This is a genomic window from Myxococcus stipitatus DSM 14675 (assembly GCF_000331735.1).
GTDB classification, from domain to species: domain Bacteria; phylum Myxococcota; class Myxococcia; order Myxococcales; family Myxococcaceae; genus Myxococcus; species Myxococcus stipitatus.
In genome coordinates this window covers 2,821,618-2,844,805 of sequence record NC_020126.1, presented here as the reverse complement: position 1 = coordinate 2,844,805, position 23,188 = coordinate 2,821,618, and the positions used below count along the sequence as shown (strand labels likewise).

General features: G+C 69.8%; 17 protein-coding genes and 5 tRNA genes. 14 read left to right on the top strand and 8 right to left on the bottom strand.

Annotated features, from left to right (window positions below):
* Window positions 1-17: 17 nt before the first annotated feature.
* On the bottom strand, window positions 18-983 hold the full coding sequence (gene trxB, locus MYSTI_RS11045) for a thioredoxin-disulfide reductase (protein ID WP_015347829.1): 966 nt from the start codon (window positions 981-983) through the stop codon (window positions 18-20).
* A gap of 75 nt (window positions 984-1,058) precedes the next feature.
* Here trxB and MYSTI_RS11040 point away from each other — a divergent pair, with 75 nt between their 5' ends.
* The 4 genes from MYSTI_RS11040 to MYSTI_RS11025 all read left to right on the top strand — a co-directional run bounded on the left by MYSTI_RS11040 (window position 1,059) and on the right by MYSTI_RS11025 (window position 4,832).
* The gene (locus tag MYSTI_RS11040; RefSeq protein ID WP_015347828.1) at window positions 1,059-1,517 is read left to right on the top strand and encodes a cyclic nucleotide-binding domain-containing protein; all 459 of its coding nucleotides are present in this window, start codon (window positions 1,059-1,061) and stop codon (window positions 1,515-1,517) included.
* Window positions 1,518-1,686: 169 nt separating this feature from the next.
* Window positions 1,687-2,454 carry a RadC family protein gene (gene radC / locus MYSTI_RS11035; protein WP_015347827.1) on the top strand — a complete coding sequence of 256 codons (768 nt, stop codon included), beginning with the start codon at window positions 1,687-1,689 and terminating at the stop codon, window positions 2,452-2,454.
* Between the two features lie 2 nt (window positions 2,455-2,456).
* Window positions 2,457-2,699: a hypothetical protein gene (locus MYSTI_RS11030; RefSeq protein ID WP_015347826.1), complete on the top strand. Its 243-nt coding sequence runs from the start codon at window positions 2,457-2,459 to the stop codon at window positions 2,697-2,699.
* Between the two features lie 42 nt (window positions 2,700-2,741).
* Window positions 2,742-4,832, top strand: a complete 2,091-nt coding sequence (locus MYSTI_RS11025) for a RecQ family ATP-dependent DNA helicase (RefSeq protein WP_044279488.1) — start codon at window positions 2,742-2,744, stop codon at window positions 4,830-4,832.
* A gap of 15 nt (window positions 4,833-4,847) precedes the next feature.
* Here MYSTI_RS11025 and MYSTI_RS11020 read toward each other — a convergent pair whose 3' ends face one another.
* Both MYSTI_RS11020 and MYSTI_RS11015 read right to left on the bottom strand, forming a co-directional pair.
* Entirely contained in the window at window positions 4,848-5,174 is a 327-nt protein-coding gene (locus tag MYSTI_RS11020; protein WP_044283523.1) for a hypothetical protein, read from the bottom strand.
* Window positions 5,175-5,226: 52 nt separating this feature from the next.
* Window positions 5,227-8,949 (bottom strand): tetratricopeptide repeat protein, encoded by a 3,723-nt coding sequence (locus MYSTI_RS11015; protein ID WP_015347823.1) that lies wholly within the window; start codon window positions 8,947-8,949, stop codon window positions 5,227-5,229.
* Window positions 8,950-9,023: 74 nt separating this feature from the next.
* Here MYSTI_RS11015 and MYSTI_RS43760 point away from each other — a divergent pair, with 74 nt between their 5' ends.
* Window positions 9,024-9,458, top strand: coding sequence for a hypothetical protein (locus MYSTI_RS43760; RefSeq protein ID WP_233278235.1), 435 nt, complete (start codon window positions 9,024-9,026; stop codon window positions 9,456-9,458).
* Window positions 9,459-9,939: 481 nt separating this feature from the next.
* On the opposite strand, the gene MYSTI_RS11005 is transcribed toward MYSTI_RS43760, so the two are convergent.
* Both MYSTI_RS11005 and MYSTI_RS11000 read right to left on the bottom strand, forming a co-directional pair.
* Window positions 9,940-10,863: an SDR family oxidoreductase gene (locus tag MYSTI_RS11005; RefSeq protein ID WP_015347821.1), complete on the bottom strand. Its 924-nt coding sequence runs from the start codon at window positions 10,861-10,863 to the stop codon at window positions 9,940-9,942.
* Window positions 10,864-10,898: 35 nt separating this feature from the next.
* Window positions 10,899-11,753, bottom strand: a complete 855-nt coding sequence (locus MYSTI_RS11000) for a lysophospholipid acyltransferase family protein (protein ID WP_015347820.1) — start codon at window positions 11,751-11,753, stop codon at window positions 10,899-10,901.
* A 311-nt stretch (window positions 11,754-12,064) separates the two neighbouring features.
* Here MYSTI_RS11000 and MYSTI_RS10995 point away from each other — a divergent pair, with 311 nt between their 5' ends.
* Window positions 12,065-12,721 carry an esterase/lipase family protein gene (locus MYSTI_RS10995; RefSeq protein ID WP_015347819.1) on the top strand — a complete coding sequence of 219 codons (657 nt, stop codon included), beginning with the start codon at window positions 12,065-12,067 and terminating at the stop codon, window positions 12,719-12,721.
* 3 nt (window positions 12,722-12,724) lie between these two features.
* Here MYSTI_RS10995 and MYSTI_RS10990 read toward each other — a convergent pair whose 3' ends face one another.
* The 3 genes from MYSTI_RS10990 to MYSTI_RS10980 all read right to left on the bottom strand — a co-directional run bounded on the left by MYSTI_RS10990 (window position 12,725) and on the right by MYSTI_RS10980 (window position 15,800).
* Window positions 12,725-13,663 (bottom strand): polysaccharide deacetylase family protein, encoded by a 939-nt coding sequence (locus MYSTI_RS10990; protein WP_015347818.1) that lies wholly within the window; start codon window positions 13,661-13,663, stop codon window positions 12,725-12,727.
* A 19-nt stretch (window positions 13,664-13,682) separates the two neighbouring features.
* Window positions 13,683-14,393 (bottom strand): glycosyltransferase family 2 protein, encoded by a 711-nt coding sequence (locus MYSTI_RS10985; protein ID WP_015347817.1) that lies wholly within the window; start codon window positions 14,391-14,393, stop codon window positions 13,683-13,685.
* A gap of 93 nt (window positions 14,394-14,486) precedes the next feature.
* On the bottom strand, window positions 14,487-15,800 hold the full coding sequence (locus MYSTI_RS10980) for a protoporphyrinogen/coproporphyrinogen oxidase (protein WP_015347816.1): 1,314 nt from the start codon (window positions 15,798-15,800) through the stop codon (window positions 14,487-14,489).
* Between the two features lie 195 nt (window positions 15,801-15,995).
* On the opposite strand from MYSTI_RS10980, the gene MYSTI_RS45275 reads away from it, so the two are divergent.
* The 8 genes from MYSTI_RS45275 (at window position 15,996) to MYSTI_RS10940 (ending at window position 23,165) form a co-directional block, all read left to right on the top strand.
* Window positions 15,996-20,636 (top strand): tetratricopeptide repeat protein, encoded by a 4,641-nt coding sequence (locus MYSTI_RS45275; RefSeq protein WP_015347815.1) that lies wholly within the window; start codon window positions 15,996-15,998, stop codon window positions 20,634-20,636.
* A gap of 136 nt (window positions 20,637-20,772) precedes the next feature.
* Window positions 20,773-22,053, top strand: coding sequence for a serine--tRNA ligase (gene serS, locus MYSTI_RS10970; RefSeq protein ID WP_015347814.1), 1,281 nt, complete (start codon window positions 20,773-20,775; stop codon window positions 22,051-22,053).
* Between the two features lie 106 nt (window positions 22,054-22,159).
* A tRNA-Ser gene (locus MYSTI_RS10965) sits at window positions 22,160-22,246 on the top strand.
* A 42-nt stretch (window positions 22,247-22,288) separates the two neighbouring features.
* Window positions 22,289-22,378 (top strand) — tRNA-Ser (locus tag MYSTI_RS10960).
* Window positions 22,379-22,407: 29 nt separating this feature from the next.
* A tRNA-Arg gene (locus MYSTI_RS10955) sits at window positions 22,408-22,481 on the top strand.
* Between the two features lie 23 nt (window positions 22,482-22,504).
* Complete coding sequence (tadA, locus tag MYSTI_RS10950; protein WP_015347813.1) at window positions 22,505-22,972, top strand: tRNA adenosine(34) deaminase TadA; 468 nt, start codon at window positions 22,505-22,507, stop codon at window positions 22,970-22,972.
* A 6-nt stretch (window positions 22,973-22,978) separates the two neighbouring features.
* Window positions 22,979-23,065 (top strand) — tRNA-Ser (locus tag MYSTI_RS10945).
* A gap of 13 nt (window positions 23,066-23,078) precedes the next feature.
* Window positions 23,079-23,165 (top strand) — tRNA-Ser (locus MYSTI_RS10940).
* Window positions 23,166-23,188: the final 23 nt, after the last annotated feature.

The following is a 23,188-nucleotide window of genomic DNA, read 5'->3' as shown; positions in this document are numbered from 1 at the left end:
ACGCGGCGGGAAGCGGGCTACTCGCCCTCTTCAATCAGCCACCGCTCCGCGTCGATGGCCGCCATGCAGCCCGTGCCCGCGGCGGTGATGGCCTGCCGGTAGTAGCTGTCCTGCACATCGCCACAAGCGAAGACGCCCGGGATGTTGGTGCGCGTGGAGCCCGGCACCGTCTTGAGATAGCCGCTCTGGTGCGTCTCCAGGATGCCCTGGAACAGCTCCGTGTTGGGCGTGTGGCCAATGGCCACGAACAGGCCCGTGGCCGCGAGCAGCTGGCTGTCGCCCGTCTTGAGGTTGCGCACCACCGCGCCCGTCATCCCCTTCTTGTCGCCCATGACCTCCTCGACCGCGGAGTTCCACAGGAACGAGATCTTGGGGTTCTTGAGCGCGCGGTCCTGCATCACCTTGGACGCGCGCAGCGAGTCGCGGCGGTGGATGAGGGTGACGTGCTTGACGATTTTCGCCAGGTACGTGGCCTCTTCCATGGCCGTGTCACCGCCGCCCACGACGAGGACCTCCTGGTTCTTGAAGAACGCGCCGTCGCAGGTGGCGCACGCGGACACGCCCCGGTTCTTGAACTGGTCCTCGCCCTTGACGCCCAGCCACTTGGCGGTGGCGCCCGTGGAGATGATGACCGTCTCGGAGCGGACCTTCAGGCCGCTCTCGCTCTCGATGAGGAAGGGGCGCTGGCTGAAGTCCACCTTCACCACGTTCTCCATGTGGATGGCCGTGCCGAAGCGCTCCGCCTGCTTCTGGAAGCGCTCCATCAGCTCCGGGCCGGTGATGGCCTCCGGGAAGCCGGGGTAGTTCTCCACGTCCGTCGTCACCATCAGTTGCCCGCCAGGCACGCGCTGGGGGTGCTCCAGCGTGGGACCGCCGGCGAAAACCACCGGCTCCAGGTTGGCGCGCGCGGCGTAGATGGCCGCGGTGTAGCCCGCCGGCCCCGAGCCGATGATGGTCACCTTGTTGATTTTCTCCTCCGCCACGGGTGACTCCTCCCTCTTTCCGTTGAGGCCGCAAGGTACCAGAGGCCCTCGGGCACGTGATACGAAGCTGGCCTCATGGATGCCGAGCTCCTCAGAAAGGTTGCGCTGTTCGAGGGTTTGACCCAGGGCCAGCTCGCCAAGGTGGCTCAGCTCGGCCACACCAGGGACTACCCTGCGGGCGCCTTCCTCTTCCGTGAGGGGGAGGCCGGCCAGGAGATGTTCGTCATCGCCCAGGGCAAGGTCCGCATCTCCAAGTCCGTCCCCGGGATTGGCGAGGAGGCGCTCGCCATCCTGGAGCCCGGCCAGTACTTCGGAGAAATGGCGGTCATCGAGGATTCGCCGCGCTCCGCGGACGCCATTGCCCACGTCTCCTGCTCGGTGTGGGCCATTGAACGCTCCAAGCTGGACCAGCTCATGTTCACCGACAAGGACCTGGCGTACGTGCTGCTGTGGACGTTCGTCCGGACGCTGAGCGAGCGACTTCGGGAGACGAACGACAAGATCAAGGCGTTCTTCGCCATCTCCCGCTTCTGAGGAGGGCACACCGGAGCCTCGCTCTCGCTCCGCGAGACGGGGTGGTGTCGCGGTGCCCGTCCAGCGGATGGGCTGCTCGCGGCGGTGGTTGGATGGGCGCCGGGTGCGCTCCAGGCAGAGGCCACGGGCACATGCATTGCTCTCTCGCCGCGCCGGGAAGGTGGGCGGGATGGAGTGGAGCATGGGCGAGGCGTGGGTGGACGAAGTGTCGGCGGAGGCGCGGGCCGCTGGAAGCGTGGAGCAGGCCCGGGAGCGAATCTTCCGATTGGGGGCCCAGGCCCTCACGGAGCCGGAGCTGCTGTGTGTCGCGTGGGGCGCATCCCCTCGGGCGCGCGGCACGCATGAGGAAGCCGAGGCGCTCCTGCGCCACTGCGGCGGGCTCAAGGCGCTCCTGCAGGCGGAGCCGGTGGAGCTCAGCGGGCTGCCCGGGATGGGGCCTCGGCGGGCGGCGCAGGTGCTGGCGGCGCTGGAGCTGGGCAGGCGCGCGCAGCGGACGGTGGAGCGCAGGCCCCGGCTGCGCACGGCGCGGGAGATTCACGCGTACCTGACGCCCGTGCTGGGCGCGCTGCGGCGCGAGGTCTTCCACGTGCTGTGCTTCAACGCGCGCAACGTGCTGGTGCACGACATCCGGGTCGCCGAGGGCACCATGAACATGTGCCCGGTGGACCCGCGAGAGGTGTTCGCCGCGGCGCTGGTGTCTCGGGCCACGGCCATCGTCCTGGCGCACAACCACCCTTCGGGGGACCCGGAGCCCAGCGTCCACGACGTGGGCCTGACGCGGCACCTCGTCGCGGGGGCGCGGCTCATCAACGTGAAGGTGCTGGACCACCTCGTCGTGGGTGACGGGGCCTTCGTGTCGATGCTGGAGCGAGGGCTGCTCCCCGAACAGGAACGGGGGTCGGCGTGGGAATGGAACGCGGCGCAGGGAGGTGGCTGAGGATGAGCTGTCTGGTGGGGATGGTGCAGGTGGAGCTGCTCGAGGACACGCGGGCGCAGGTGGTGCGGCTGGAGACCGGGCAGGCCTGCACGGTGGAGCGCACGGCGTTGCCCTCGGAGGCCCGCGAGGGGGACGTGGTGGTGGATGGGCGGAGGGAGCCGGAGGCGACGGCGCTGCGAGTGCTCGAGGTGGCGCTGAAGCGGGCCCGCCTGGCTGTCCCGGTACCGCCGGGGCTCGAGCTGTGAGGTGGGCGTGGGGGCCGTGTTTCCGTTGACGGCCGGTCCAGGATGGTGAACATGCGAGCGATGCCGTTGGCCCTGCCCTATTTCGAGCAAGCTCAGCAGGGCCTGGTGCGCCATTTCGGTCTGGCACAATTCCGTCCGGGCCAGGCCGAGGTCATCTCCACCGTCCTGAGCGGGCGCAACACCGTGGTGGTGATGCCCACGGGCGCGGGCAAGAGCCTGTGCTACCAGCTTCCGGCCACGCTGCTGCCGGGGGTGACGTTGGTGGTGTCCCCGCTGATTGCGCTGATGAAGGACCAGGTGGAGCAGCTCACGGCGCGGGGCATCTCCGCGACGTTCATCAACTCGTCCTTGTCGGACCTGGAGCGCGCGGAGCGGATGCGCCGGCTGCGCGCGGGTGAGTACAAGCTGCTGTACGTGGCGCCCGAGCGCTTCCGGAGCGCGAGCTTCTGCCAGACGATTTCCGACGTGGGCGTGGACCTGTTCGCGGTGGACGAGGCGCACTGCATCTCGCAGTGGGGCCACGACTTCCGGCCGGACTACGCGCTGCTGGGGCAGGTGCGCAAGCGGCTGCGCCCACCGCGCACGGTGGCGCTCACCGCGACGGCCACGCCCGAGGTCCGCGCGGACATCGTCCGGGTGCTGCTGATGAAGGAGCCCCGGGAGTTCGCCATGGGGTTCGACCGGCCCAACCTCTTCCTCGGCAAGCAGGAGGTGGGCGGGGACTCGGACCGGCACGAGGCCTGCGCGCGGTTGGCGGCGCTGGGCGGCAGCGGCATCATCTACTGCTCGACGCGGCGCGCGTCGGAGGGTGTCTTCTCGGAGCTGCACGGCCGAGGCGTGAAGGCGGTGCTGTACCACGCGGGCATGGACGACGACGCGAGGCGGCGGGCGCAAGACACGTTCATGTCCGCGAAGGACGCGGTGGCGGTGGCCACCAATGCGTTCGGCATGGGCATCGACAAGTCGGACATCCGCTTCGTCGCCCATGCCAACATCCCCCGGGCGGTGGAGGCCTACTACCAGGAGATTGGTCGCGCGGGCCGCGACGGAGGGGATGCGCGAGCGGTGCTGCTGTTCAACCACGCGGATGTCTACACACAGGAGCGGCTCATCCAGGGCAACCACCCGTCGGAGGCGGTCCTCGCGGACGTGTGGGGCGTGCTCCAGTCGGTGGAGGAGTTCGAGCGAGGCGTCCACGTGCTCGCGGGCATGGTGAACGCCAGCGAGTTCGAGGTCTCCGCCGCGGTGCGCATCTTCGAGCGCGCGGGGAAGCTGGAGCGAGGCAACCGCGGCGAGGGGGCGCACGGGGTGACGTTGACGGAGAAGGCCCAGGGAGCGCACCCGCATGCGGCGGACGCGCAGCGGCTCCTGAAGTCGCTCTTGGAGACCTTCCCCGTGGGGCGGCAGTCCACCACCGAGCTGACCATCCTCGCCCGGCGCGTCGGGCTGACGGTGGACGAGGTGCGGCACGCGCTGGGCCTCTTGGAGAAGTCGGGCGTGGTGAAGGTGCGCAGGCCCTTCTCCGGACGCTCCATCCGCGCGCTGGTCCGCCTCCCCTTCCGGGAGATGGGCATGGACCTGAGCCACGTGCGCGAGCAGGAGCGGCAGAACCTCCAGCTCCTGCGGCGGATGACGGACTACGCCTACGCGGACCGGGAGCAGCGCTGCCGGCGGAGGAGCGTCCTGCACTACTTCGGGCAGCAGGACGTGGAGGACGCGTGCGGCAACTGCGATGTCTGCGCGCCCGCGAAGATGCCGGTGCTGCTGTCCGGTGGCCCCTCCGCGTCGCGAGCGCGGACGGCCGCCGCTGCCGCCCCGGTGACGAGCTACAGCGAGCTGGCCTCGACGGAGCTGCGGCGCTGGCGCAAGGAGCTGTCGAAGGACCTGGGGGTCGCCCCCTTCATCATCTTCAACGACGCGACGCTGTTGGGACTCGCCGCGACGCTGCCCATCGACCGGGAGGGCTTCCTCACGGTGAAGGGCACGGGCGAGAGCCGCTGGGAGCGCTTCGGCCCCAAAGTGGTGGAAATCTGTCTCATGGCCCGGGCCGCGGGGCATGAGCCCCAGGTCGTCCCCATGGCCATGAGCAAGGCTCGCAAGCCCCGCATCCGCCGCGCGGGCGCCTCCGACTGACGGCGCCCCTGGACTTCAGCGACCCCGTCGATAGGCGGCGCGGGCGATGAAGTAGCGCAGGGTGCCCATGACGGTGCCCACGACGAGCGCGAGCAGGAAGATGACCACCACGGTGGTGAGGCCGAAGATGAGGCGCACTCCGGACTCGGAGATGCGCCCGTTGAAGAAGGCCGTGCGCAGCGGGTCCATCGCGCCCATGAGCTCCAAGGCCCGTGCGGGCAGGGAGTCCAGGGACAGCGACAGGCGCTGCAGGAAGCGCGAGGGGAACATGCGCAGCGCGATCTCCACCCCGACGCCCACCAGCAGGTAGAGCATCGAGAGCAGGAAGGCGTTGCCCCACATGATGCGCAGCAGCGGGGACTCGGGCCCCGAGCCGGAGGGAGGTGTCCTCACGCTAACGAGCCGCCTTCTTCTTGAGGGACGGCAGCGCCTTCTTCACGCGCGCCGCATCCTCGCTGTCTCCGGCCAGACGGAGGAAGGTCTCATACGCGTCCACGGCCCGCACCAGCTCCGCGGACTCCCGGACAAGCACGTCCGCGAGTGCTAGGTAGGCCGGCCCGTCCGTGGGCTCCAGCTCCACGGCCTTCAGGAGCGCCGTCTTCGCCGCGGCCTCCTGTCTCTGCTTGAGGGCGACCATGCCGAGCGCAAGGTAGGAACGCCCCTCGAACGGCGCCAGGCGGACGGCCTCATCCGCGGCGGCGCGCGCCTCCTTCAGCACTCCCGCGCCCAGGAGGACACGGGCCATGGCGGCCTGGGCGAAGGCCTTGTCCCACGGGGTGGGGGCCCGCGCGGCCAGGTCCGCCAGCGTGCGCGCCACCGTGCGGCCACCGCTCGGCAGCTGCACGTAGAACTCGCCCACCCGTCCGCAGGTGGCGTCGGGGCCCTCGCGCCTCGCGGCCGCGAAGGCGGCATCCGCGTTGTCCGTGTTGCCCTGCCGCAGGAACGCGTGGGCAATCTCACAGAAGGTGTCCGGGTCCTTCGGGTCCAGCTTGTTGGCGCGCTCCAGCGAGGAGAAGCCGCCCTTGGCATCACCCGCGCCGAAGAGGATGGCGGCACGCAGCCGGTGCGACTCCGCGTCGTCCGGGGCCAGCTTCGCCGCACGCCCCACGGCGCCCTCCGCCTCCTTGCGGCGGCCAGACTGGAAGAGCGCCAGCGCGAAGCCCTTCTGTGCGCCAGCGCTGCCCGGGTTGTCGAGCTGCCACGCCTCGAACTGCTTGAGGGCCTCGGGCGTGCGGCCCAACGCCAGCAGCGTCCGGCCCAGCGCATCTCGCGCCTCGCCGTGCGCGCCATTGCGCTCCACCGCCTGCATCAGCGGCTTGAGCGCCATGTCTGGCAGGCCTCGAGACAGGAGCAAGCGCCCCAGCGAGCACGACGCCTCGTAGTCGCGCGGGCTCTTCTGCGCCTCCTCGAACTGGGCCTGGGCCTTGTCGAGCGCGCGCTCGCGCCAGTACAGCTGCCCCAGCGCCAGCCGCATGTCGTTGCGCGGACGCTTCGAGGCGGCCAGCGCCTTCTCGAGCAGCTCGCGCGCTTGAGTGCCATTGCCCTCGGCGGAGTCGGCCAGGGCCAGGAGCGACACGGCCTCGGGGGGATAGCGCTCGTTGACGCGCGTGCGCGCCAGCTCCGTGCGGACGCGCTTCCAGTCGCCCAGGCGCGCATACGCGGAGGCCCGCACCAGGGCCACCTTGCGGCCACCATCGGCCTCCAGGCGCGTGAGCACCTCGCGCTCGCGGTCCTTGTCCAGCAGGGTGCGCCCCAGACCCTCACGGGCCTCGTCGCTCTTGGGCTGAAGCTTCAAGCCCGCCTCGTATGCGGCGAGCGCGGCGTCCAGCTTCCCCGCCGCGCGGCTCGAAGCCCCGAGCGCGAGCTGGAAGTCGAAGGCCAGCGGCCCCTGAGTCCCCTTCGACAGCAGGGCGCGAGCCTCCTCGTGCTTGCCCACGGCGGCCAGGAGCTGGCCGTGCACCAACTGCTGACGCGGCGCGAGGGCGGTGGGCAGCTCCGCGTCGGCAGCCAGCGGGGCCACGTCCGCGAGCGCCTCCTCCAGGTCCTGCTCCTGCGCCAGCCGGGCCTCGGCCTGTCCGATGCGCGCCAAGGGATGCTTGGGCGACTTGGTGCGCGCCTTCGCGAACATCTCGATGGCCTGCGGGAAGTCCTCGGAGGCCAGGTAGTAGCCCCCCAGCGCCACCAGGGCGCGGACGTTGGACGGGGATGCGCGGAGCGCGCGGTCGAAGCGCTCGAGCGCCTTCTTCTCGTCCTTCGACGCCAGGAGCAGGCTCGCGGCGAGCGCGTGGACCTCGGTGCTCTCGTCCGTCGCGGCGAGCAGCGCGCGGCGGGCGGGCTCTCGGCCCCGGTCATCCGCCACGAGGACGTTGGTCGTGAGGACCAGTCCCGGAGCGGCTTCTCGCACGCCCGGCTTCTCCAGGGCCTCGAGCGCCTTGAGGCGGTCCTCGGGAGACATGCCGTGGTCCGCGAAGAGCAGCGCATGCGTCCACGCGGTGAGGGCCCACGCGCGGCTGCTGCCCTCGTCCATCTCCAGCGCGCTCCCCAACTGCTGGAGGGCACCGTTCAGCGAGGCCCGCGTGTCCTGGACGATGAGGTCCTCGGAGCGGGCGAGCGCCTCGTTCAGCGTCTGGCCACCCGAGGCCGCGCGGATGCGCAGGAAGCCGACGACGACGGTGATGAGCACCATCGCCAACGCCGTGGCACCTGCAACCTTGACACCATTGCGCTTGATGAACGACGTCTTCGCGGCCTCGCGCGCCAGCTTCTGGCGCAGCTCCTTCTCGTACGCGACGGTGAGGGCCTCGGTGTCCTGCTTGGACTCGCCCGCCTTCGGCTTCGCCGAGGGCCCGGTCGACTCCGCGACATCCGGAAGGTCGTCGAGCAACGAGCGCTTGGAGCCAGAGCCCCGCGTCGCCCCCGCAGCCCGAGCCACCACGGGCGCGGCGCCCGTCGGCTCCACGGGAGGCAGGTCCCCCAGGAGTCCACCGGAAGCGGCGGGTATCACCGGCTTCGCGGTGGTGAACTCGCTGGAGCGAAGCAGGATGTCCTCTTCGGACTCGGAGGCGGCGGAGTCCCCTGCTCCCACGTCGCCCTCGGAAGAGCCCTCACCCGAGGAAGCCGACGCCTCGGCCTCCTGCGTCCGCGATTCGGTCTCCGCCTGGGCGTCTTCTCCCGCCAGCGCGCCGGAAGAGGTCTCGAGACCCGCGGAGTCCTGCCCGCCGTCCTCGTCGGACAGCGCCAGGTCCAGGGTCGGCAACAGCGAGCCGGGCGAAGCGCCCAGCACGGGAATCGGCCTGTCGATCAACCCCAGCGACGCGCTCGACGCAGAGGCACCCGGCTCCGACGCCTCGGGCGAACGCACCACCGGAGCCTCCGAGGAGAGCCCCAGGTCCACGTCCTCCCCAGCACCGGAGGAATCCGAGCCCGCGACCCCCGGCGCATCCGCCGAAGCGTCACCCGACGCGGCCCCGCCCGCCCCAGCGGCGCTCGCCAGGTCCGCGGCGGCGCGAGCCCCCACGGACTTCGCCGCCCCCGCCCCCCCCGCGGCCTTCGCGGCATCCCCCAGCGCCGCGGCCCGCAGCCGCGCCGCCGCCATCGGAGCCGCGGCGACGGGCTCATCGGCCTCGGGCTTCTCGCGCCCGTCCGCCTCACCCTCCTCGGGAGCGGCCTTCTCCAACCCCATCAGGTCCGCGAAGACGGGCGCGGGGCCACCGGCCAGGGCCTGCTGGGCCTGCTCCAGCCACAGCTTCACCCGCCCGTCATTGGGCTGCAGCGCCACCGCCTTGCGCAGGAGCGGCAGCGCCGAGCGATACAGCCCGCGCTGCAGCAGCACCTCGCCAATCAGGTTGTAGGCGTAGGGGTTGTCCTTCTCGATGGCGATGGCCTTGTCGAACTGCTCCATCGCCTGGGCGGGGCGCCCGAGCTGAATCAGCGCCTTGCCCCAGAGCACCCGCCCCACCGTCGAGGAGGGGTGGTGCGAGATGCCCTGTTCGCACACCTCGATGGCGCGCGCCGAGTCCCCCTTCTCCAGCAGGGCCTTGGCCAGTTCAACGAATACGGAAGACGTAGGGTCCTGCCGGAGGAGCTGCTCGTAACGCTCCACCATCGACTTGGCCATGTGGGCTTGCGACTCCGGTGCTCGGGCGAGGAGCCGGACCATACCACCGTGAACTCGTCCCGGGCGGCCGCCGGATGCTACCGTCCCACCTCGTGATTCGCCCGCTCGCCCTCTTCCTCGCGCTCGCCCTTGGCGGATGCGCAACCCTGTCCAAGAAATCCAACCTGGAAGAACTCAAGCCGGTGGTGGAGTCGTTCCACAAGGTCATCCGGTGGAAGGACTTCAGGACCGCCGCGCGCTTCGTCGTCCCGGAGCGGCGCCAGGCCTTCACGCGCGCCCGGCTGGACCTCCAGGACGAGAAGGACCTGTCCATCAGCGACTACGAAATCGAAGAGGTCGTGATGTCTGAGGACGGCACGCGGGCCGTGGTGCAGAGCCGCATCCAGTGGATGCGCCTGCCTTCCGCCACGGAGCACACCTCGGTGGTGAACTCCGAGTTCGTCTACAAGGACGGGGCGTGGCTGCTGGAGCGGCAGGACTCGGGTCCGTTCGCGGACGAGTTGCGCTAGGCTGCCCCAAAAAAGAAACCGCCCACCGACTCGGGGCCGGCCGAGGCGGTGGGCGTCGGGTGCTCCCCAATGGAGCGCCCTACAAGAAACCGCCCATCGACTCGGGGCCGGCCGAGGCGATGGGCGTCGGGAACTCCCCCATGGAGCGCCCTACAAAATCCGTCCACCGACTCGGGGCCGGCCGAGGCGGTGGACGTCGGGAGCTCCCCAATGGAGCGCCCTGACATTTGAGCGGAGCGACGCCGTGACCAGGCCCGCATCGCCGCGCGGTGATGCCCAGCCTTAGAGCAATGGCGATGCCACGCCGTGCTCCCGGCTCCGGGCCCACACGCGCTCACGAAGATTCAAGGGCTTGCACTCGCGCCGCGCCGACATTCCCAGGGATGGAGCGTCGGGGCGCTGACACTGCTGTCATGGGGTCCAGCCTTCGGCGTCGTGACAGCCACGACAGCCGTGTCAGGGACCCTCGGACTTTCCCCTCTCAGTCCGCCAGGACGGCGCGGATGGTCTCCCGCATGGAGTGACGGGGCTTCCAGGCCACGTCGTTCACCCAGCGACTGCCGTCCACGGCGCACAGGAACTGGATGTGGTCCAGCTCCGGGGGCGGGAAGTTGGCGATGCGATACTTGAAGAGCATGCCCAACAGGGGCCGGGCCACCGGGTGGGGCACGGGGATGGGGGTGTTGCCCAACTCGCGCATCACCGCGGACAGGGGCACCTCGCCGGGGCCGACGACGTTGTAGACGCCCTTGGGCTCCGGGCGGAGGGCGGCCACCATGGCGCGGGCGACGTCCTCCACGTGGATGAGCTGCACCATGGGGTCGAACCCCGCCATCATCCACGGGTGGCGCAGGCGCAGGTAGTTGGACGGCGCGTTCTTGATGGTGGGCCCGACGATGTGGACGGGCCGCAGAATCACCGTCTCGATGTGGGGGTGCTTCCAGAAGAAGCCATGCGCGAGCATGTCGACTTCAATCAAGTCCCGCACGCCGGAGAAGCGGCTGGCCGCCATGAGCGGCGCGTCCTCGGTGAGGAAGTTGGAGTTGTCCGGGCTGGGGCCGTAGACGTTGGCCGACGAGAGGACGACGACCTTCTTCACGCCGTACTTCGCGCAGTACTCCAACAGGCGCGTGGTGCCCACGACGTTGAACGAGTGGTGCTCCTCCTCGCTCATGCGCGGGTCATGCATGATGCCCATGTGGATGACGGCGCGGACCTCGTTCTTGCGGAAGACGTCCTCCGCCTTCTTCTTGCGCAGGTCGAGCTCGTACATCTCGACATCCTTCGGCCGGCCCGCGAAGGGACGCCGGTCGATGCCGATGATGCGCTCATGCTTGTGCAGAAGCTTCGCGAGGGTGCGGCCGAGGTTGCCGCTGATGCCCGTGACGACGACGGCCGGTCTCATGGACAAAGCCTCTTAGCATCGAATGGACGGGCGACTCACCAGAACACCCCCCGGCGCTCCTTGAGGCCCTGGTGGAGCATGGACTGGATGGCGCCCTTCACGGTGCGGACCTTCTTGTCCAGCTCGCTGTCCTCGTCGTCCGGGCGCCCGGTGAAGTGCATGGGGTCGCCGTAGTACAGGCGGTACTTCGTGGGCAGCGGGAAGGGCAGGCCCGTGGGGGTGATGGGGAACGACGGGAAGCCCAGCAGCTTCGCCACGGGCTTGAGGTCCATGAGCGCCGGGGCCTGCTCCTCCGCGCCGACGACGGCCACGGGGACGATGGGCGTGCGCGTCTCCAGCGCCAGGCGCATGAAGCCCAGGCCGAACTCCTGGAGCTGGTAGCGCTGGGGCCACAGCTTGTTGATGCCGCGGGTGCCCTCCGGGAAGACGAGGATGGCCTCATCCGACTCGAGCAGCCGCCGGCAGTTCTCCGGCGTGCCGACAATCTGCCCCATGCGCGCCATGAACGTGGAGACGTACGGCAGGGACGGCACCCACTTCTCCACCATGCTGCGCACGGCCCGAGGAGGCGTGGCCTCCAGCATCAGGGACACGCCAATCATGGCGCCGTCCAGGGGGACCTGCCCGGAGTGGTTGGACACCAGCAGCACCCGGCCGGCCGGGACCTTCTCGATGCCGTAGGTCTCCACGCGGAAGTAGTTCCGGTAGAGCCAGAGGAAGGGGGCCACCGCGGAGAGGCTGAAGTCGAGGTTGTACCCGAAGGGGTCCACCCCGTACTCGTTCTCCGGACGCGCCATGGCCTGCATGCGAGCCTTCTGCTCGTCATTGGCCATGCGGTCGGTCCAATCGCGCAGGCCCTTCTTCACTCGGTCGCCAAGACGCTCCAGCATATCCCGCGCTCTTTAACACCACCGGCTCCCGCCCCGGGAGAGGAGAAACCCGGAAGCACGCCCCCGCCGCTCCGGACGCGCGGACCCAACCATCCGCGTCTTCCTCGCGACACTCGAATCACTCGACCCACGGGGTTCGCGGAGCCTTCTGGACGTGGGCCGCCAAGTGGCGGGCGCGTGCGCGCTCCGAGGAGGCGTGGGTGTAGGCTTCGCGCATGGAGGCTTGGAGTGCCCAGCCAGGGTAGGCCCACCGTGTCCCACTCCCGTCGAGCCCACAGCGAGGCCCGCGCCGGCGTCGCGAGGGGTGCGGTGTGAGCGCGTCCTGGGCCGCCGCGGTGCAGACCCTCCGGCTCGCGCCCGTGGAGCAGCGAGCCCCCGTGTTGTTCGTCCACGGGCTCGGCGACGACGCGAGCGCCTTCGACGCCCTCCGCCAGCGGCTGGAGCAGGAGGGCTGGCCCCACCTCCATGCCCTCTCGCTGGCGCCGAGCGACGGAAGCGAGAGCCTGTCCGTCCTCGCGCGCCAGGTGGCTCACGAAGCCCAGGCGCTGCGGGCCCGTACGGGTGCGCGCCGCGTGGACGTCGTGGCGTTCAGCATGGGGGCGCTCGTCACGCGCTACTGGGTGCAGTTGTTGGGCGGCCGGCTGATGGTGCGGCGCTTCATCTCCATCTCGGGTCCCCATGGAGGCTCCGCGCTGGCGTTCCTCGCGCGGGGCAAGGGCATCACCCAGATGAGGCCAGGAAGCCGGCTGCTCCGAGCCCTCCAGCAGGACACCCACCCGTGGGGCAACACGGAGGTCCACAGCTTCTGGTCGCCGTGGGACTTGATGATTGTGCCCGCCTCCAGCTCACGGCTGCCCGGCGCCTGCGAGCGCGTCTTCCCGGTGCTGTTCCACCCGTGGATGCTCACGGATGGGCGGGTGCATGACGCGGTGGTGGAGGTGCTCGGCTCGCCCGCGGTCGCGCGGTGAGGCTCACAACGTGGCGGACAGGCGCCCCGAGGCGTCGCGCAGGGTGACGACGTCACACTCGGCCCGGAGCCAGCCGAAGATTTCACGCAGCCGCTCGAGCTTCTTCGCCGCGCTCACGCGCAAGTCCCGCTGCTGGCGCACCAGCTCGCCGGGGATGCCGTCCGAGCCGTCCAGCACGTCCACGCCATGCAGCTCGAAGTTGAAGAACGCATCGCCGCGGCACATGCGCCAGGCCGCGCGCAGGGTGCCCAGCGGCAGCGTGGTGGCGAACGTGCCGATGAACGGGAAGCGCAGGCCGGGCGTCACCGCCATGGGCAGCTCCACCACGGAGCCCGAGCCGCGCTGGTAGGGCCGCGCCGGGTCCGGGCGGTACGGAACCCGGGGCGCGAGCAGCACGCGCGGCGTATCCAGCACGGAGCGAGACGGCCGCCCCGCCAGCGCGAGCGCCCCCATCACCGCCGCCTTGGCCGCGTAGTACGGCGTGGCGGGGAAGGCGGATGAGCCGTAGCGGTACCCCAGCGCCTCGGTGGCCGCGTAGAGGTCCGCGTTGAGCGTGTAGCCCGGAGCACGGAAGCCCTCGGGGCGGACACCCGTGGCCGCGAGGATGGCCGCGTCCGCGCGCTGGAGGTCGTCCAGGATGGCGGCGGGGCCTCGGCGTGTGAGCGCGTAGTCGTGGGCGTGGCTGTGGCTTGCCACCTCGATGCCGGCCGCGTGGGCCGCGCGCATCCCCGCGGCGGCGTTCGCGTCCGCCTCCAGGTCCTCGCCAATGGCGAAGAAGGTGCCCGGCACGCCCACTGCGGCCAGCAGCGCCATGAAGCGAGGCACCGCCACCGCGTGGACCAGGGCGCGGGCGCGCGCATCCAACAGCGACTCCGGCAGCCCGTGGATGCGGCAGTAGTGGGGCAGCGAGTCGAGGTCGACGGAGATGGACGCAAGCCTCACGGTCCGCGCCCTCCCCGGCTCACGTGCCACGCACGCGGATGACGTAGAACAACTTGCCCACGTTCTTGAGGACGTTGGGCACGCGCTTGAACAGGTGGATGGAGGGCTGGCGCTTCTCGTGGAGCTGGATGGGGATCTCCATCACGTTCAGCCCCTCGCGCCAGGCGCGGATGACGAACTCGCTGGCGAACACATCCATGTCCACCACGCACTTCTGGATGACGGGCAGGAGCGCCTCACGGCGGAACGCCTTGAGCCCGTGCGTGTCGGTGCCCTGGAAGCCCAGCGTCACCTTGAGGAGCTTGTTGTGCACCCGCGTGGCCGCGCGGCGGATGAGGGGCCGCTGGTCGCTGGCGCCCTTGGCCGCCTTGGAGCCCACCACCATGTCCGCCTCGCCACGCTCCAACCGGGGCAACGCCGCGTCGTAGAAGGTGAGGTCGCAGAGGTCGATTTCGTCACAGACGACGTAGGTGCCCCGGGCCATGAGGATGCCGGCCTTGAGGGCGACGCCGTAGTTGGGACGCTCGGAGTGGAACCAGCGCATCCGAGGGTTCCGGGCGCACAGCTCCTCGAGGATGCTCGTCGTGGCGTCCTTCGAGCCGTTCTCCGCGAAGATGATTTCGTAGTCGAGCCCACGTGCATCCAGCCCCTGGCGCAGCTCTTCCGCCGCCGAGGCGATGATGGACTCCTCGTTGTAGACCGGGATGACGACGGACAGGTGCGGTGCCATGGAATCAGCTCTGAGCGGACAGCAGTCCCGTCCGCCTAGCATGGCGCGCGGCACCCGTCGACAAGATGCGTCGGACCGCGCGCCCGGGCTCCGTCAACCGTTCAGCGTCCGAGCACACGCCCGTCCCGCGAGGATGGCGTCCTCCATGGACGAGTACTCCCACTGTCCATAACGCCCCGCCGTGAGGATGCCAGCGTGCTCCAGGAAACGAAGGATTTCCGCCTTCGCCGGGCCGTAGGCCTCGTCATAGAGCACATAGGCGTGGGGAATCTCTCGCGCCTGCGCGAAGAGGACGTCGTCCGCGGAGTGGATCATCTGCGAGCGCAGCAGGTCCTCCACGGCGTACTTCTCCGCGGTGGCTGGGGACAGCTCTCCGTGGTGGCTGTACTCCACGTAGAAGGTGGCCGTGTCCTTGGGGGCGAGCGCGTCGTAGACGGCGGACGGTGAGCCGATGCGGTACGTGTGGAACTCCGGCTCCGGCAGGTAGATCCAATGCCAGGGCTGGCGGTTGGCGCCCCGCGCGGCCACCGCGACGTAGGTGACGGTGGTGGCGCGCAGACGCTTCGCCGCGGCGATGACCTCCTCGGGCACCCCCGAGTGCCCCTGGGCCAACAGGCGCACCAGGCCGGGCAACGACACGGTGGACACCAGTCCTGAATAGGACAGCGTCCTGCCATCGGACAGCGCCACCTTGCGCGCCTTCCAGTCGATGAACGTGGGCTCGGTGCGCACGCTCAACTCCCCGCCCTCGAGTCCGCGCAGCATGGCGCGCGCGAGGCTCTCGATGCCGCCCTCGCGAGGGTAGAGGAAGGACGCGTTGTAGCCCACGGCGTCGGTGCCGGCGCCCAGGGCTCCGTCCACCACTTCCTTGAGCGTCGGGCGGGGCACGAAGCGCCCGACCCAGGCCGCGGACATCTCGCGCGGGTGCACCGTCCAGAGCTTCTGGTTGTAGGGCACCATGAAGTTCTTCGCGAAGCCCTCGCCCATGTAGCGGAGGATGAACTCCTCGAAGTCCTTGGGCTCCCGCTCCCGCAGCGCGCGGCCCTTCTCGCCGTGGATGGCCTCGACGAAGCCCATCAGGTTCTCGGCGACGACGTCCGGCGGAAGGCCGTGGGTGTTCACCTGGTACGGGAAGCGCGTGAAGACGCCGCGCGTGAAGATTCCCGCCTTGCGCTGGATGCGCACCATCTGCCCGGGCAGCCAGCGCGTGTTCACCCACTCCTGGATTTCAGGGTCGCGCAGGTGCAGCCAATGGCCGGTGGGGTCGAAATAACACCCGTCGATGACCTCGGTCTTGATGAGTCCGCCGACGCGGTCCGACTTCTCGATGAGACGCCAGGGCTTCTGGAGGAAGTGCGCCGTGGACAGGCCCGCGAGACCTGCGCCCAGGATGACGATGGGTTCCATGCCGGGTCGGTCCTACCACCTCCTCCCGGTGAGGGGGGAACCAACGCGCGGTCGCAGCGGTGCGAAGTCGGGGAGGCCTCGTCTGGCTGCCCGGGGGGCCGGGAGCGGAACACTTTCACTGCGGGGCGGCGCGTTCTTTCCGGGCTGGAAACGCCTCTGGTAGCCTGCGCGCGCTGGTCCCGTCGAAGGAACCCCATGAAAGTCTCCTGCCCGTCTTGCCAGACGAATTACAACATCGATGACAAGCGGATCCCCCCGGGAGGCGCGAAGCTCAAGTGCGCCCGGTGCCAGACCACCTTCCCCATCAAACCGGAGTCAGCGAGCGCGTCCGCCCCCGCCGCGCCTCCGCCCGCCGCCATTCCACTGCCGGGACTGACCGCGGCCCCCGCCGCCGCCATTCCGCTCCCAGGCGCCGCGCCGTCCGCCGTCGCCTCCGCCGCGATTCCGCTTCCCGGTGCCGCGCCCGCGCCCTCCGCGGCGATTCCCCTGCCCGGTAGCGCTCCGTCGGGAGCCAGCCCCCAGGCCATCCCCCTCCCTGGCGCGTCGGGCTTCGACGGCGGCGCCATTCCGCTCCCGGGCGCCGCGGCTCCGGCCGACAGCTTCAGCTTCGACTCCGCCGCCATCCCGCTTCCGGGGGCCTCGTCCTATCCCACGACGGCGTTCGGACACGACTCAGGAGCCATTCCGCTGCCGGGTGCCGCGCCCTCGGGGGCCATCGCCATGGGAGCGGGCCCCGCCGCCATTCCCCTTCCTGGCTCGGCGGCGCCCTTCGACTCCGGCGCCATCCCGCTTCCCGGCGCGACGGACCCCTTCGCGGAGGGCTTCGACGACGTGGCGCCGCCCGCGCGAGAGGACCGGGACGTCACGCGCGTCGTCGCCATCCCGCTGCCCAACGCCGCTTACCGCGAGCAGGCCGCCGCCGCGCCGCCTCCGAGCACCTCGCGCGACTTCGACTTCTCCGACGACGCGCTGGCGCCGCCGGTGGATGACTCCGCGTCGGCCTTTGGCTCCGGGGACATGCAGGGAACCACGCGCGACTTCGACTTCTCCGACGACGCGCTCCCGGTCCCCGCCCAGCCCGAGCCGGACCCATTCGCCTTCGACGTCGAGACCCCGAGCGGCGAAGCGTCCTCCTTCGCGCTGCCTCCCACGCCCGGCCCCGGCCAGGGCGCGATTCCCGTCGAGGAGAACCCCTTCGCGCTGCCTCCGCCTCCGGCGTACTCGCAGCCGCCCGTCGAGGAGAACCCCTTCGCGCTGCCTCCGCCCCCGGCGTACGGGCAGCAGCCCGCGATGGACGACCCCTTCGCGCTCCCGCCTCCGCCCGCGGGCGAGGACCCCTTCGCGCTTCCCCAGGACCCTTCGTACGCGCAGCCCGCGATGGACGACCCCTTCGCGCTCCCGCCGCCTCCCGCGTACGGGCAGCAGCCCGCGATGGACGACCCCTTCGCGCTCCCACCGCCCCCCGCGTACTCGCAGCCGCCCGTGACGGATGATCCGTTCGCGCTGCCGCCCCCGCCCGCGTATGCGCAGCAGTCCCTGGGGGATGACGCCTTCGCGTTGCCGCCTCCGCCCGCGGGAGGGCCGTCCTTCGACTTCGGTGAGCTTCCCTCGCCCGTGGACCCGTATTCGGCGGCCCCGGTCGCTCCCGCGATGGACTTCTCGGACCTGCCGGCACCCGCCGCCCCCGCGATGGACTTCTCGGACCTGCCGGCCCCCGCCGCGCCGCAGGGAGCATCGTTCGACTTCGCCGCGCCCCCGCCGTCCGCGCCGATGCCGGACTTCAGCCTGGACTTCGCGGACCCGGCCCCGGCGCCTTCCGCGCCGCCCCCCGCGTCGTTCAATCCCTCGATGGACTTCGGCGACGTGGACTTCGGCGCGCCGTCCGGCTCCGCGCCCTCGTCGGGCATCCCGGATTCGCTCGAGTTCGACCCCACCGCGCGACCGGCGGATGACCTGGAGGCCGACCTCTCCGACCCGCTTCCGCCTCCGCCCAACGCGGGCCCGGCGGATGGCCTGGAGATGCTGTCCTTCATCGACGACGCCGCCAGCCGCGACGCCGGCGCGCAGGCGGGCACGAAGGTGCGCCGCTTCCACGTCCGCCGCCGCTCGGGCAAGGTGTTCGGCCCCTTCGACGAGGGCGTCGTCGTCAAGATGCTCGAGGACGGGCAGCTCCTGGGCAACGAGGACGTCTCGCTGGACTCGGAGACGTGGTCCGCCATCGGCACCATCCCCACCTTCGCCGCCGCCATCCAGCGGCTGATGGAAGGCCCCGCCAAGGTCGTCGCCGCGGCCCCGGTCGCCGCCACCGCGACGGACGCGGACGCGCCTCGCGCCGATGGGAACGGCACACAGGCGAACATGCGTCGGCTGGAGCAGCTCTACGAAGGCCGCATGGCCGCGGTCTCCGTGGTGGACCGCAGCGGCGCCAACGAGAAGCTCAAGAAACGCATCCCCTTGTTCGTCGCCGCGGGCGTGGCCGCGGCGCTGCTCGCCATCGGCGCGGGCACCGAGTTCGGCACGCGCTATGGCGCCTTCGGCCGCCGCGCCATGTTCCCCGCGCGCGTCTCGGACGGCTCACCCGAGGCGCAGCTCGTGACGCAGGCGAAGCAGGCGCTCCTCCAGGACACCTTCGCCAGCTACCAGCAGGCGCAGACCCTCTCCGCCCAGGCCCTCCAGCAGAAGGAGTACCCGGCGGTGCGCTCGCTGTGGTGCCAGTCCGTCACCTACCTGCAGCGCAAGTACTCCGCGGCGCAGCCTGCCGACATGGCGCGCTGCCGGGAGGCCCTGCTGGACATCGCGCTGCTGGGCGAGAAGGACGTCGACTTCATCAAGGCGGGCGCGGCGCTCTCCCTCGCCGGCCGGCAGGCGGACGCGGCGCTGGTTCCGCTGATGGACGCGTTCAGCCGTGAAGGCAACCAGGGCGACCTGGAGCTGGCCTTCCTCGTGGCCGAAGCGCAGACCATGAAGCGTGAGCGGGACGCCGCCATCGAGACCCTGAAGAAGGTGCTCGCGGTGGACCCGAAGTCCGCCAAGGCCCACCACGCGACGGGCAACCTGCACCAGGCCGCGGGCCGCGCGGACGAGGCCGCCGCCGCGTACACCGCCGCGCTCGAGGCGGACCGCAAGCATGCCTCCTCCGCCGTGGAGCTCGCCGCCGTGCAGCTGTTGGTCCGCAAGGACGTGGAGAAGGGCGCGCAGTCCGTGGAGGAGGCCCTGGCCCAGGACGTCCAGTCCGCGCTGGGTCCCGCCGAGCTCGCCCGCGCCCGGGGGCTCAAGGGCGTGGCGCTCTTCTACCAGCACAAGCCCCGCGAGGCCGAGGCCGAGCTCAAGGCCGCGCTGGAGCAGGACCCGGAGGCGGACTTCATCAAGGCCCAGCTCGCCCACGTGATGCGCGCCCAGCGCAACTACGAAGGAGCCCTGCCGCTGTACACGGCCCTGGCCTCCGAGGCCTCCGACAACCTGGAGTACGCCGACGGCCACATCTCCTCGCTGGTGATGACGGGCAAGATGCAGGCGGCGCTGGAGGCGGTGCAGAAGGCCAGCGAGCGCTTCCCCAGCGAGGCGCGCATCGCCTACCTCTACGGCCGCATCGAGGACGCGCTGGACAAGCTCTCCGAGGCGGAGGGGCACTACAAGCGCGCCATCGCCGCGGATACCAACCTGGTGGAGGCCAACCTGTACCTGGGCCGCTTCTACCTGCGTCAGCGGCGCAACGCGGAGGCTCGCACCCAGCTGGAGCAGGCCGCCAGCAAGGCTCCGGACCACGCGGGTGTGCGCTCCGGCCTGGGTGAACTGGCCCTCGCGGAGAACAACGCCCTCCTGGGGCAGCAGGAGTTCGACCGCGCCGTGCAGCTCGACCCGAACCTCGCCGACGCCCACCTGGGCCTGTCTCGCGTGGCGCTGCTCGCCGGAGACCTGGAGAAGGCCCAGGTGGAGGCCAACCGCGCGCTGGAGCTGGACCCGCACCTGCTCAAGGACGGCCGGCTGCAGCGCGGCATCGTCCTCTGGCGCCTGGGCAAGCTCGAGGAGGCCGTGGCCGAGCTGGAGAAGGCCAAGGGCGAGGACCCCCGCTCCACCACGATTCCCATCACCCTGGGCGCCGTGCTGCTGGAGCGCGGAGACCTGCCCGGCGCGGAGAGCAACCTGGGCCTGGCGCTGAGCAACGAGCCCTCCAACCACGAGGCGCTCTACTACCTGGCGCTCGTCAAGGCGAAGCGGCTGGAGTTCACCCTGGCCATGGACGCCATGCGCAAGGCGGTGGAGCGCGCGCCCAAGCGCCCGGACTACCACTACGCCTACGGCGTCATCCTGCGCGACGCGAAGAACCTGCCGGACGCCATGCGCGAGTGGCGCTCCGCCGTCGACCTGGACCCCGCCAACGCAGATGCCCACGAGGCCCTGGGCCATGCCCACCTGGAGCTCGGCGAGTTCGACGAGGCCATCTCCGCCTTCGAGGAGAGCCTCAAGTCAGACCCCCGCCGCACGCGGGTGCTCGGCTCCATCGGCGATGCGTACTTCAACGCCGCCCGCTGGAACGACGCCATCCAGCGCTACCAGAAGGCCCTCAAGGCGGACACGAAGCTCACGTACGTCTACTACAAGGTCGCCCGCGCCTTCACCGAGCAGGCCCAGCACGCCAAGGCCATCGACTGGTACCGCAAGGCCGCCACGGCCGAGCCGGAGAACCCGATGACCTACTACTACCTGGGCTTCGCCTATAAGGAGAAGAACAAGCGCCGGGAGGCCGTGCAGGCCTTCGAGTCCTACTTGGAGAAGAAGCCGGACGCTTCCGACAAGAAGGACATCGAAGAGGAGATCTACGACCTGCGGAACTAGCCGGCAGCCGACAGCCGGCCGTCCCCCTGGGGATGGCCGGCGTCAGGCCCCCGGAGCCGAGGGCGTCCGCCCTTGAGCACCCCGAGCGCCAGGAACCTTGCTGACGCCCACCGAGGGTGACTACAAGGCGTCCCCCATGCTGGACCTCCGGAACGTTGCGCAGAACTTCGATGCGGTCGTCGCTCGCCTGAAGACGCGGGGCGGCAACCTGGACCTGGGCCCCTTCCAGCGCCTCTTCGCCGAGCGCCGTGAGCTGTACGTCTCCATGGAGTCGCTGGCCGCGCGCCGCAACGCCGCCAACGAGGAGATGAAGAAGAAGGCCAAGGAAGACCCCAAGGCGCTGGACGCCCTGCGCGGGGACCTCCGGGCCGTCTCCCAGGACATCAAGGAGAAGGAGAACCGGCTCAAGGAAGTGGAGGAGGAGATCAACGGCATCCTCCTGCTCATCCCCAACACGCCGCACGAGTCGGTCCCCGTGGGCGCGAGCGCGGACGACAACGTCCAGGTGAAGAGCTGGGGCGAGAAGCCCAACCTCCCCTTCACGCCCCGGCAGCACTTCGAGCTGGGGGAGAAGCTGGGCATGCTCGACTTCGAGCGCGCCGCGAAGGTCTCCGGCAGCCGCTTCACCTTCTACAAGGGCGCGCTGGCGCGGCTGGAGCGGGCACTCGTCACGTTCATGATCGATGTGCACACCCAGAAGGGCTACACGGAGCTGCTCCCGCCCTACCTGGTGCTGCGCGAGACGATGATGGGCACCGGCCAGCTGCCCAAGTTCGAGGACGACGCCTTCAAGACGCTGGGCGACCCCGAGCGCTTCCTCATCCCCACCGCCGAAGTGCCCGTCACCAACTACCACGCGGATGAAATCCTCGAGGGTGACACGCTCCCGGTGCGCTACTGCGCCTTCAGCCCGTGCTTCCGCGCGGAGGCGGGCGCCGCCGGCAAGGACACCCGCGGCCTCATCCGCCAGCACCAGTTCCACAAGGTGGAGATGGTGAAGTTCGCGCACCCGGACAAGAGCCTGGACGAGCTGGAGTCCATGACGGACGACGCGTGCGACATCCTCCGGCGCCTGGGCCTGCACCACCGGGTGATGCTCCTGTGCACCGGCGACATGGGCTTCGCGGCCCGCAAGACCTACGACATCGAGGTCTGGCTGCCGGGCCAGGATGCCTACCGGGAGATCTCCTCCTGCTCGGACTGCGGCGACTTCCAGTCCCGCCGCGCGAAGATTCGCTTCCGGGGACAGAAGGGCGACAAGCCCCAGCTCCTCCACACCCTCAACGGCAGCGGGCTCGCCGTGGGCCGCACCTCCATCGCCATCCTGGAGAACTACCAGCGTGACGACGGCACCGTGGCCATCCCGGAGGTCCTCTGGCCCTATATGGGCGGCCTGAAGGAGCTCAAGCCGCTGTAGATGTGGCGGAAGTTGTGATCATCCGCTTGCAACGGGCGAAGAATCATGTAGAAGGGCGGCCCCACGGCCGACGTCGGTCCGAGGGGCTCCGTCGGCTGGGTGGTTTGGAGGCGTGGCCGAGCGGTTGAAGGCAGCGGTCTTGAAAACCGCAGAGGGTGCAAGCTCTCCGTAGGTTCGAATCCTACCGCCTCCGAAAATGTTCTTGAGTTTTGTGGTTCTTTGACAGAGAAGAGTTGGAGAGATGGCCGAGAGGCTGAAGGCACAGGTTTGCTAAACCTGCATACTCGAAAGGGTATCGAGGGTTCGAATCCCTCTCTCTCCGCCACTTATCGTTGTAGCAGCGCGTGAAGATTTGCTCCCTTAGCTCAGCTGGATAGAGCGTCGGACTACGAATCCGAAGGCCGGAGGTTCGAATCCTCCAGGGAGCGTTTCCCTTCTTCTCGCCGTCTCCATGAGTGACGACGAAGCTTTCATGCAGCAGGCGCTCGCGCTCGCGCGGGAAGCCGCGACACTCGGAGAGGTCCCTGTCGGTGCGGTGGCGGTCCATGATGGAAACATCATCGGAACGGGTTTCAACCGCAGAGAGATGGACCGCAATCCCTTCGCCCATGCCGAAGTCCTCGCGTTGGATGCAGCGCGAAAGCATCTGGGTGTCTGGAGATTGACGGGCGTCACTTTGTACGTGACGTTGGAACCGTGTGCCATGTGCGCCGGTGCGCTCGTGCAGTCCCGGGTGACGCGCCTTGTCTTTGGCGCCATGGACCCGAAGGCCGGCGCGGTCGGTTCTCTCTACAATCTCGCAGAAGAGCCTCGACATAATCACCGGCTCCAAGTCGCGAGTGGTATCCTGGCTGAAGACAGCAGGATTCTTCTGAAGTCGTTCTTCGAGCGGTTGCGCGCGAAGCGACGAGACAATTGAATACTTGGAGAGCTGGCCGAGTGGTCGAAGGCACCTGACTCGAAATCAGGCATACCGGTAACGGTATCGTAGGTTCGAATCCTACGCTCTCCGCTCCAGACTTTATGGAGAGGTGGCCGAGCGGTTGAAGGCGCACGCCTGGAACGCGTGTATATCTGAAAGGGTATCGTGGGTTCGAATCCCACCCTCTCCGTTGTTATTTCAGTCGTTGATGTC

Coding starts and splice junctions, on each gene's coding strand:
- MYSTI_RS11040 (WP_015347828.1), top strand. CDS start 1,059: ATGGATGCCGAGCTCCTCAGAAAGGTTGCGCTGTTCGAGGGTTTGACC.
- radC (WP_015347827.1), top strand. CDS start 1,687: ATGGAGTGGAGCATGGGCGAGGCGTGGGTGGACGAAGTGTCGGCGGAG.
- MYSTI_RS11030 (WP_015347826.1), top strand. CDS start 2,457: ATGAGCTGTCTGGTGGGGATGGTGCAGGTGGAGCTGCTCGAGGACACG.
- MYSTI_RS11025 (WP_044279488.1), top strand. CDS start 2,742: ATGGTGAACATGCGAGCGATGCCGTTGGCCCTGCCCTATTTCGAGCAA.
- MYSTI_RS11020 (WP_044283523.1), bottom strand. CDS start 5,174: ATGTGGGGCAACGCCTTCCTGCTCTCGATGCTCTACCTGCTGGTGGGC.
- MYSTI_RS11015 (WP_015347823.1), bottom strand. CDS start 8,949: ATGGCCAAGTCGATGGTGGAGCGTTACGAGCAGCTCCTCCGGCAGGAC.
- MYSTI_RS43760 (WP_233278235.1), top strand. CDS start 9,024: ATGCTACCGTCCCACCTCGTGATTCGCCCGCTCGCCCTCTTCCTCGCG.
- MYSTI_RS11005 (WP_015347821.1), bottom strand. CDS start 10,863: ATGAGACCGGCCGTCGTCGTCACGGGCATCAGCGGCAACCTCGGCCGC.
- MYSTI_RS11000 (WP_015347820.1), bottom strand. CDS start 11,753: ATGCTGGAGCGTCTTGGCGACCGAGTGAAGAAGGGCCTGCGCGATTGG.
- MYSTI_RS10985 (WP_015347817.1), bottom strand. CDS start 14,393: ATGGCACCGCACCTGTCCGTCGTCATCCCGGTCTACAACGAGGAGTCC.
- MYSTI_RS10980 (WP_015347816.1), bottom strand. CDS start 15,800: ATGGAACCCATCGTCATCCTGGGCGCAGGTCTCGCGGGCCTGTCCACG.
- MYSTI_RS45275 (WP_015347815.1), top strand. CDS start 15,996: ATGAAAGTCTCCTGCCCGTCTTGCCAGACGAATTACAACATCGATGAC.
- serS (WP_015347814.1), top strand. CDS start 20,773: ATGCTGGACCTCCGGAACGTTGCGCAGAACTTCGATGCGGTCGTCGCT.
- tadA (WP_015347813.1), top strand. CDS start 22,505: ATGAGTGACGACGAAGCTTTCATGCAGCAGGCGCTCGCGCTCGCGCGG.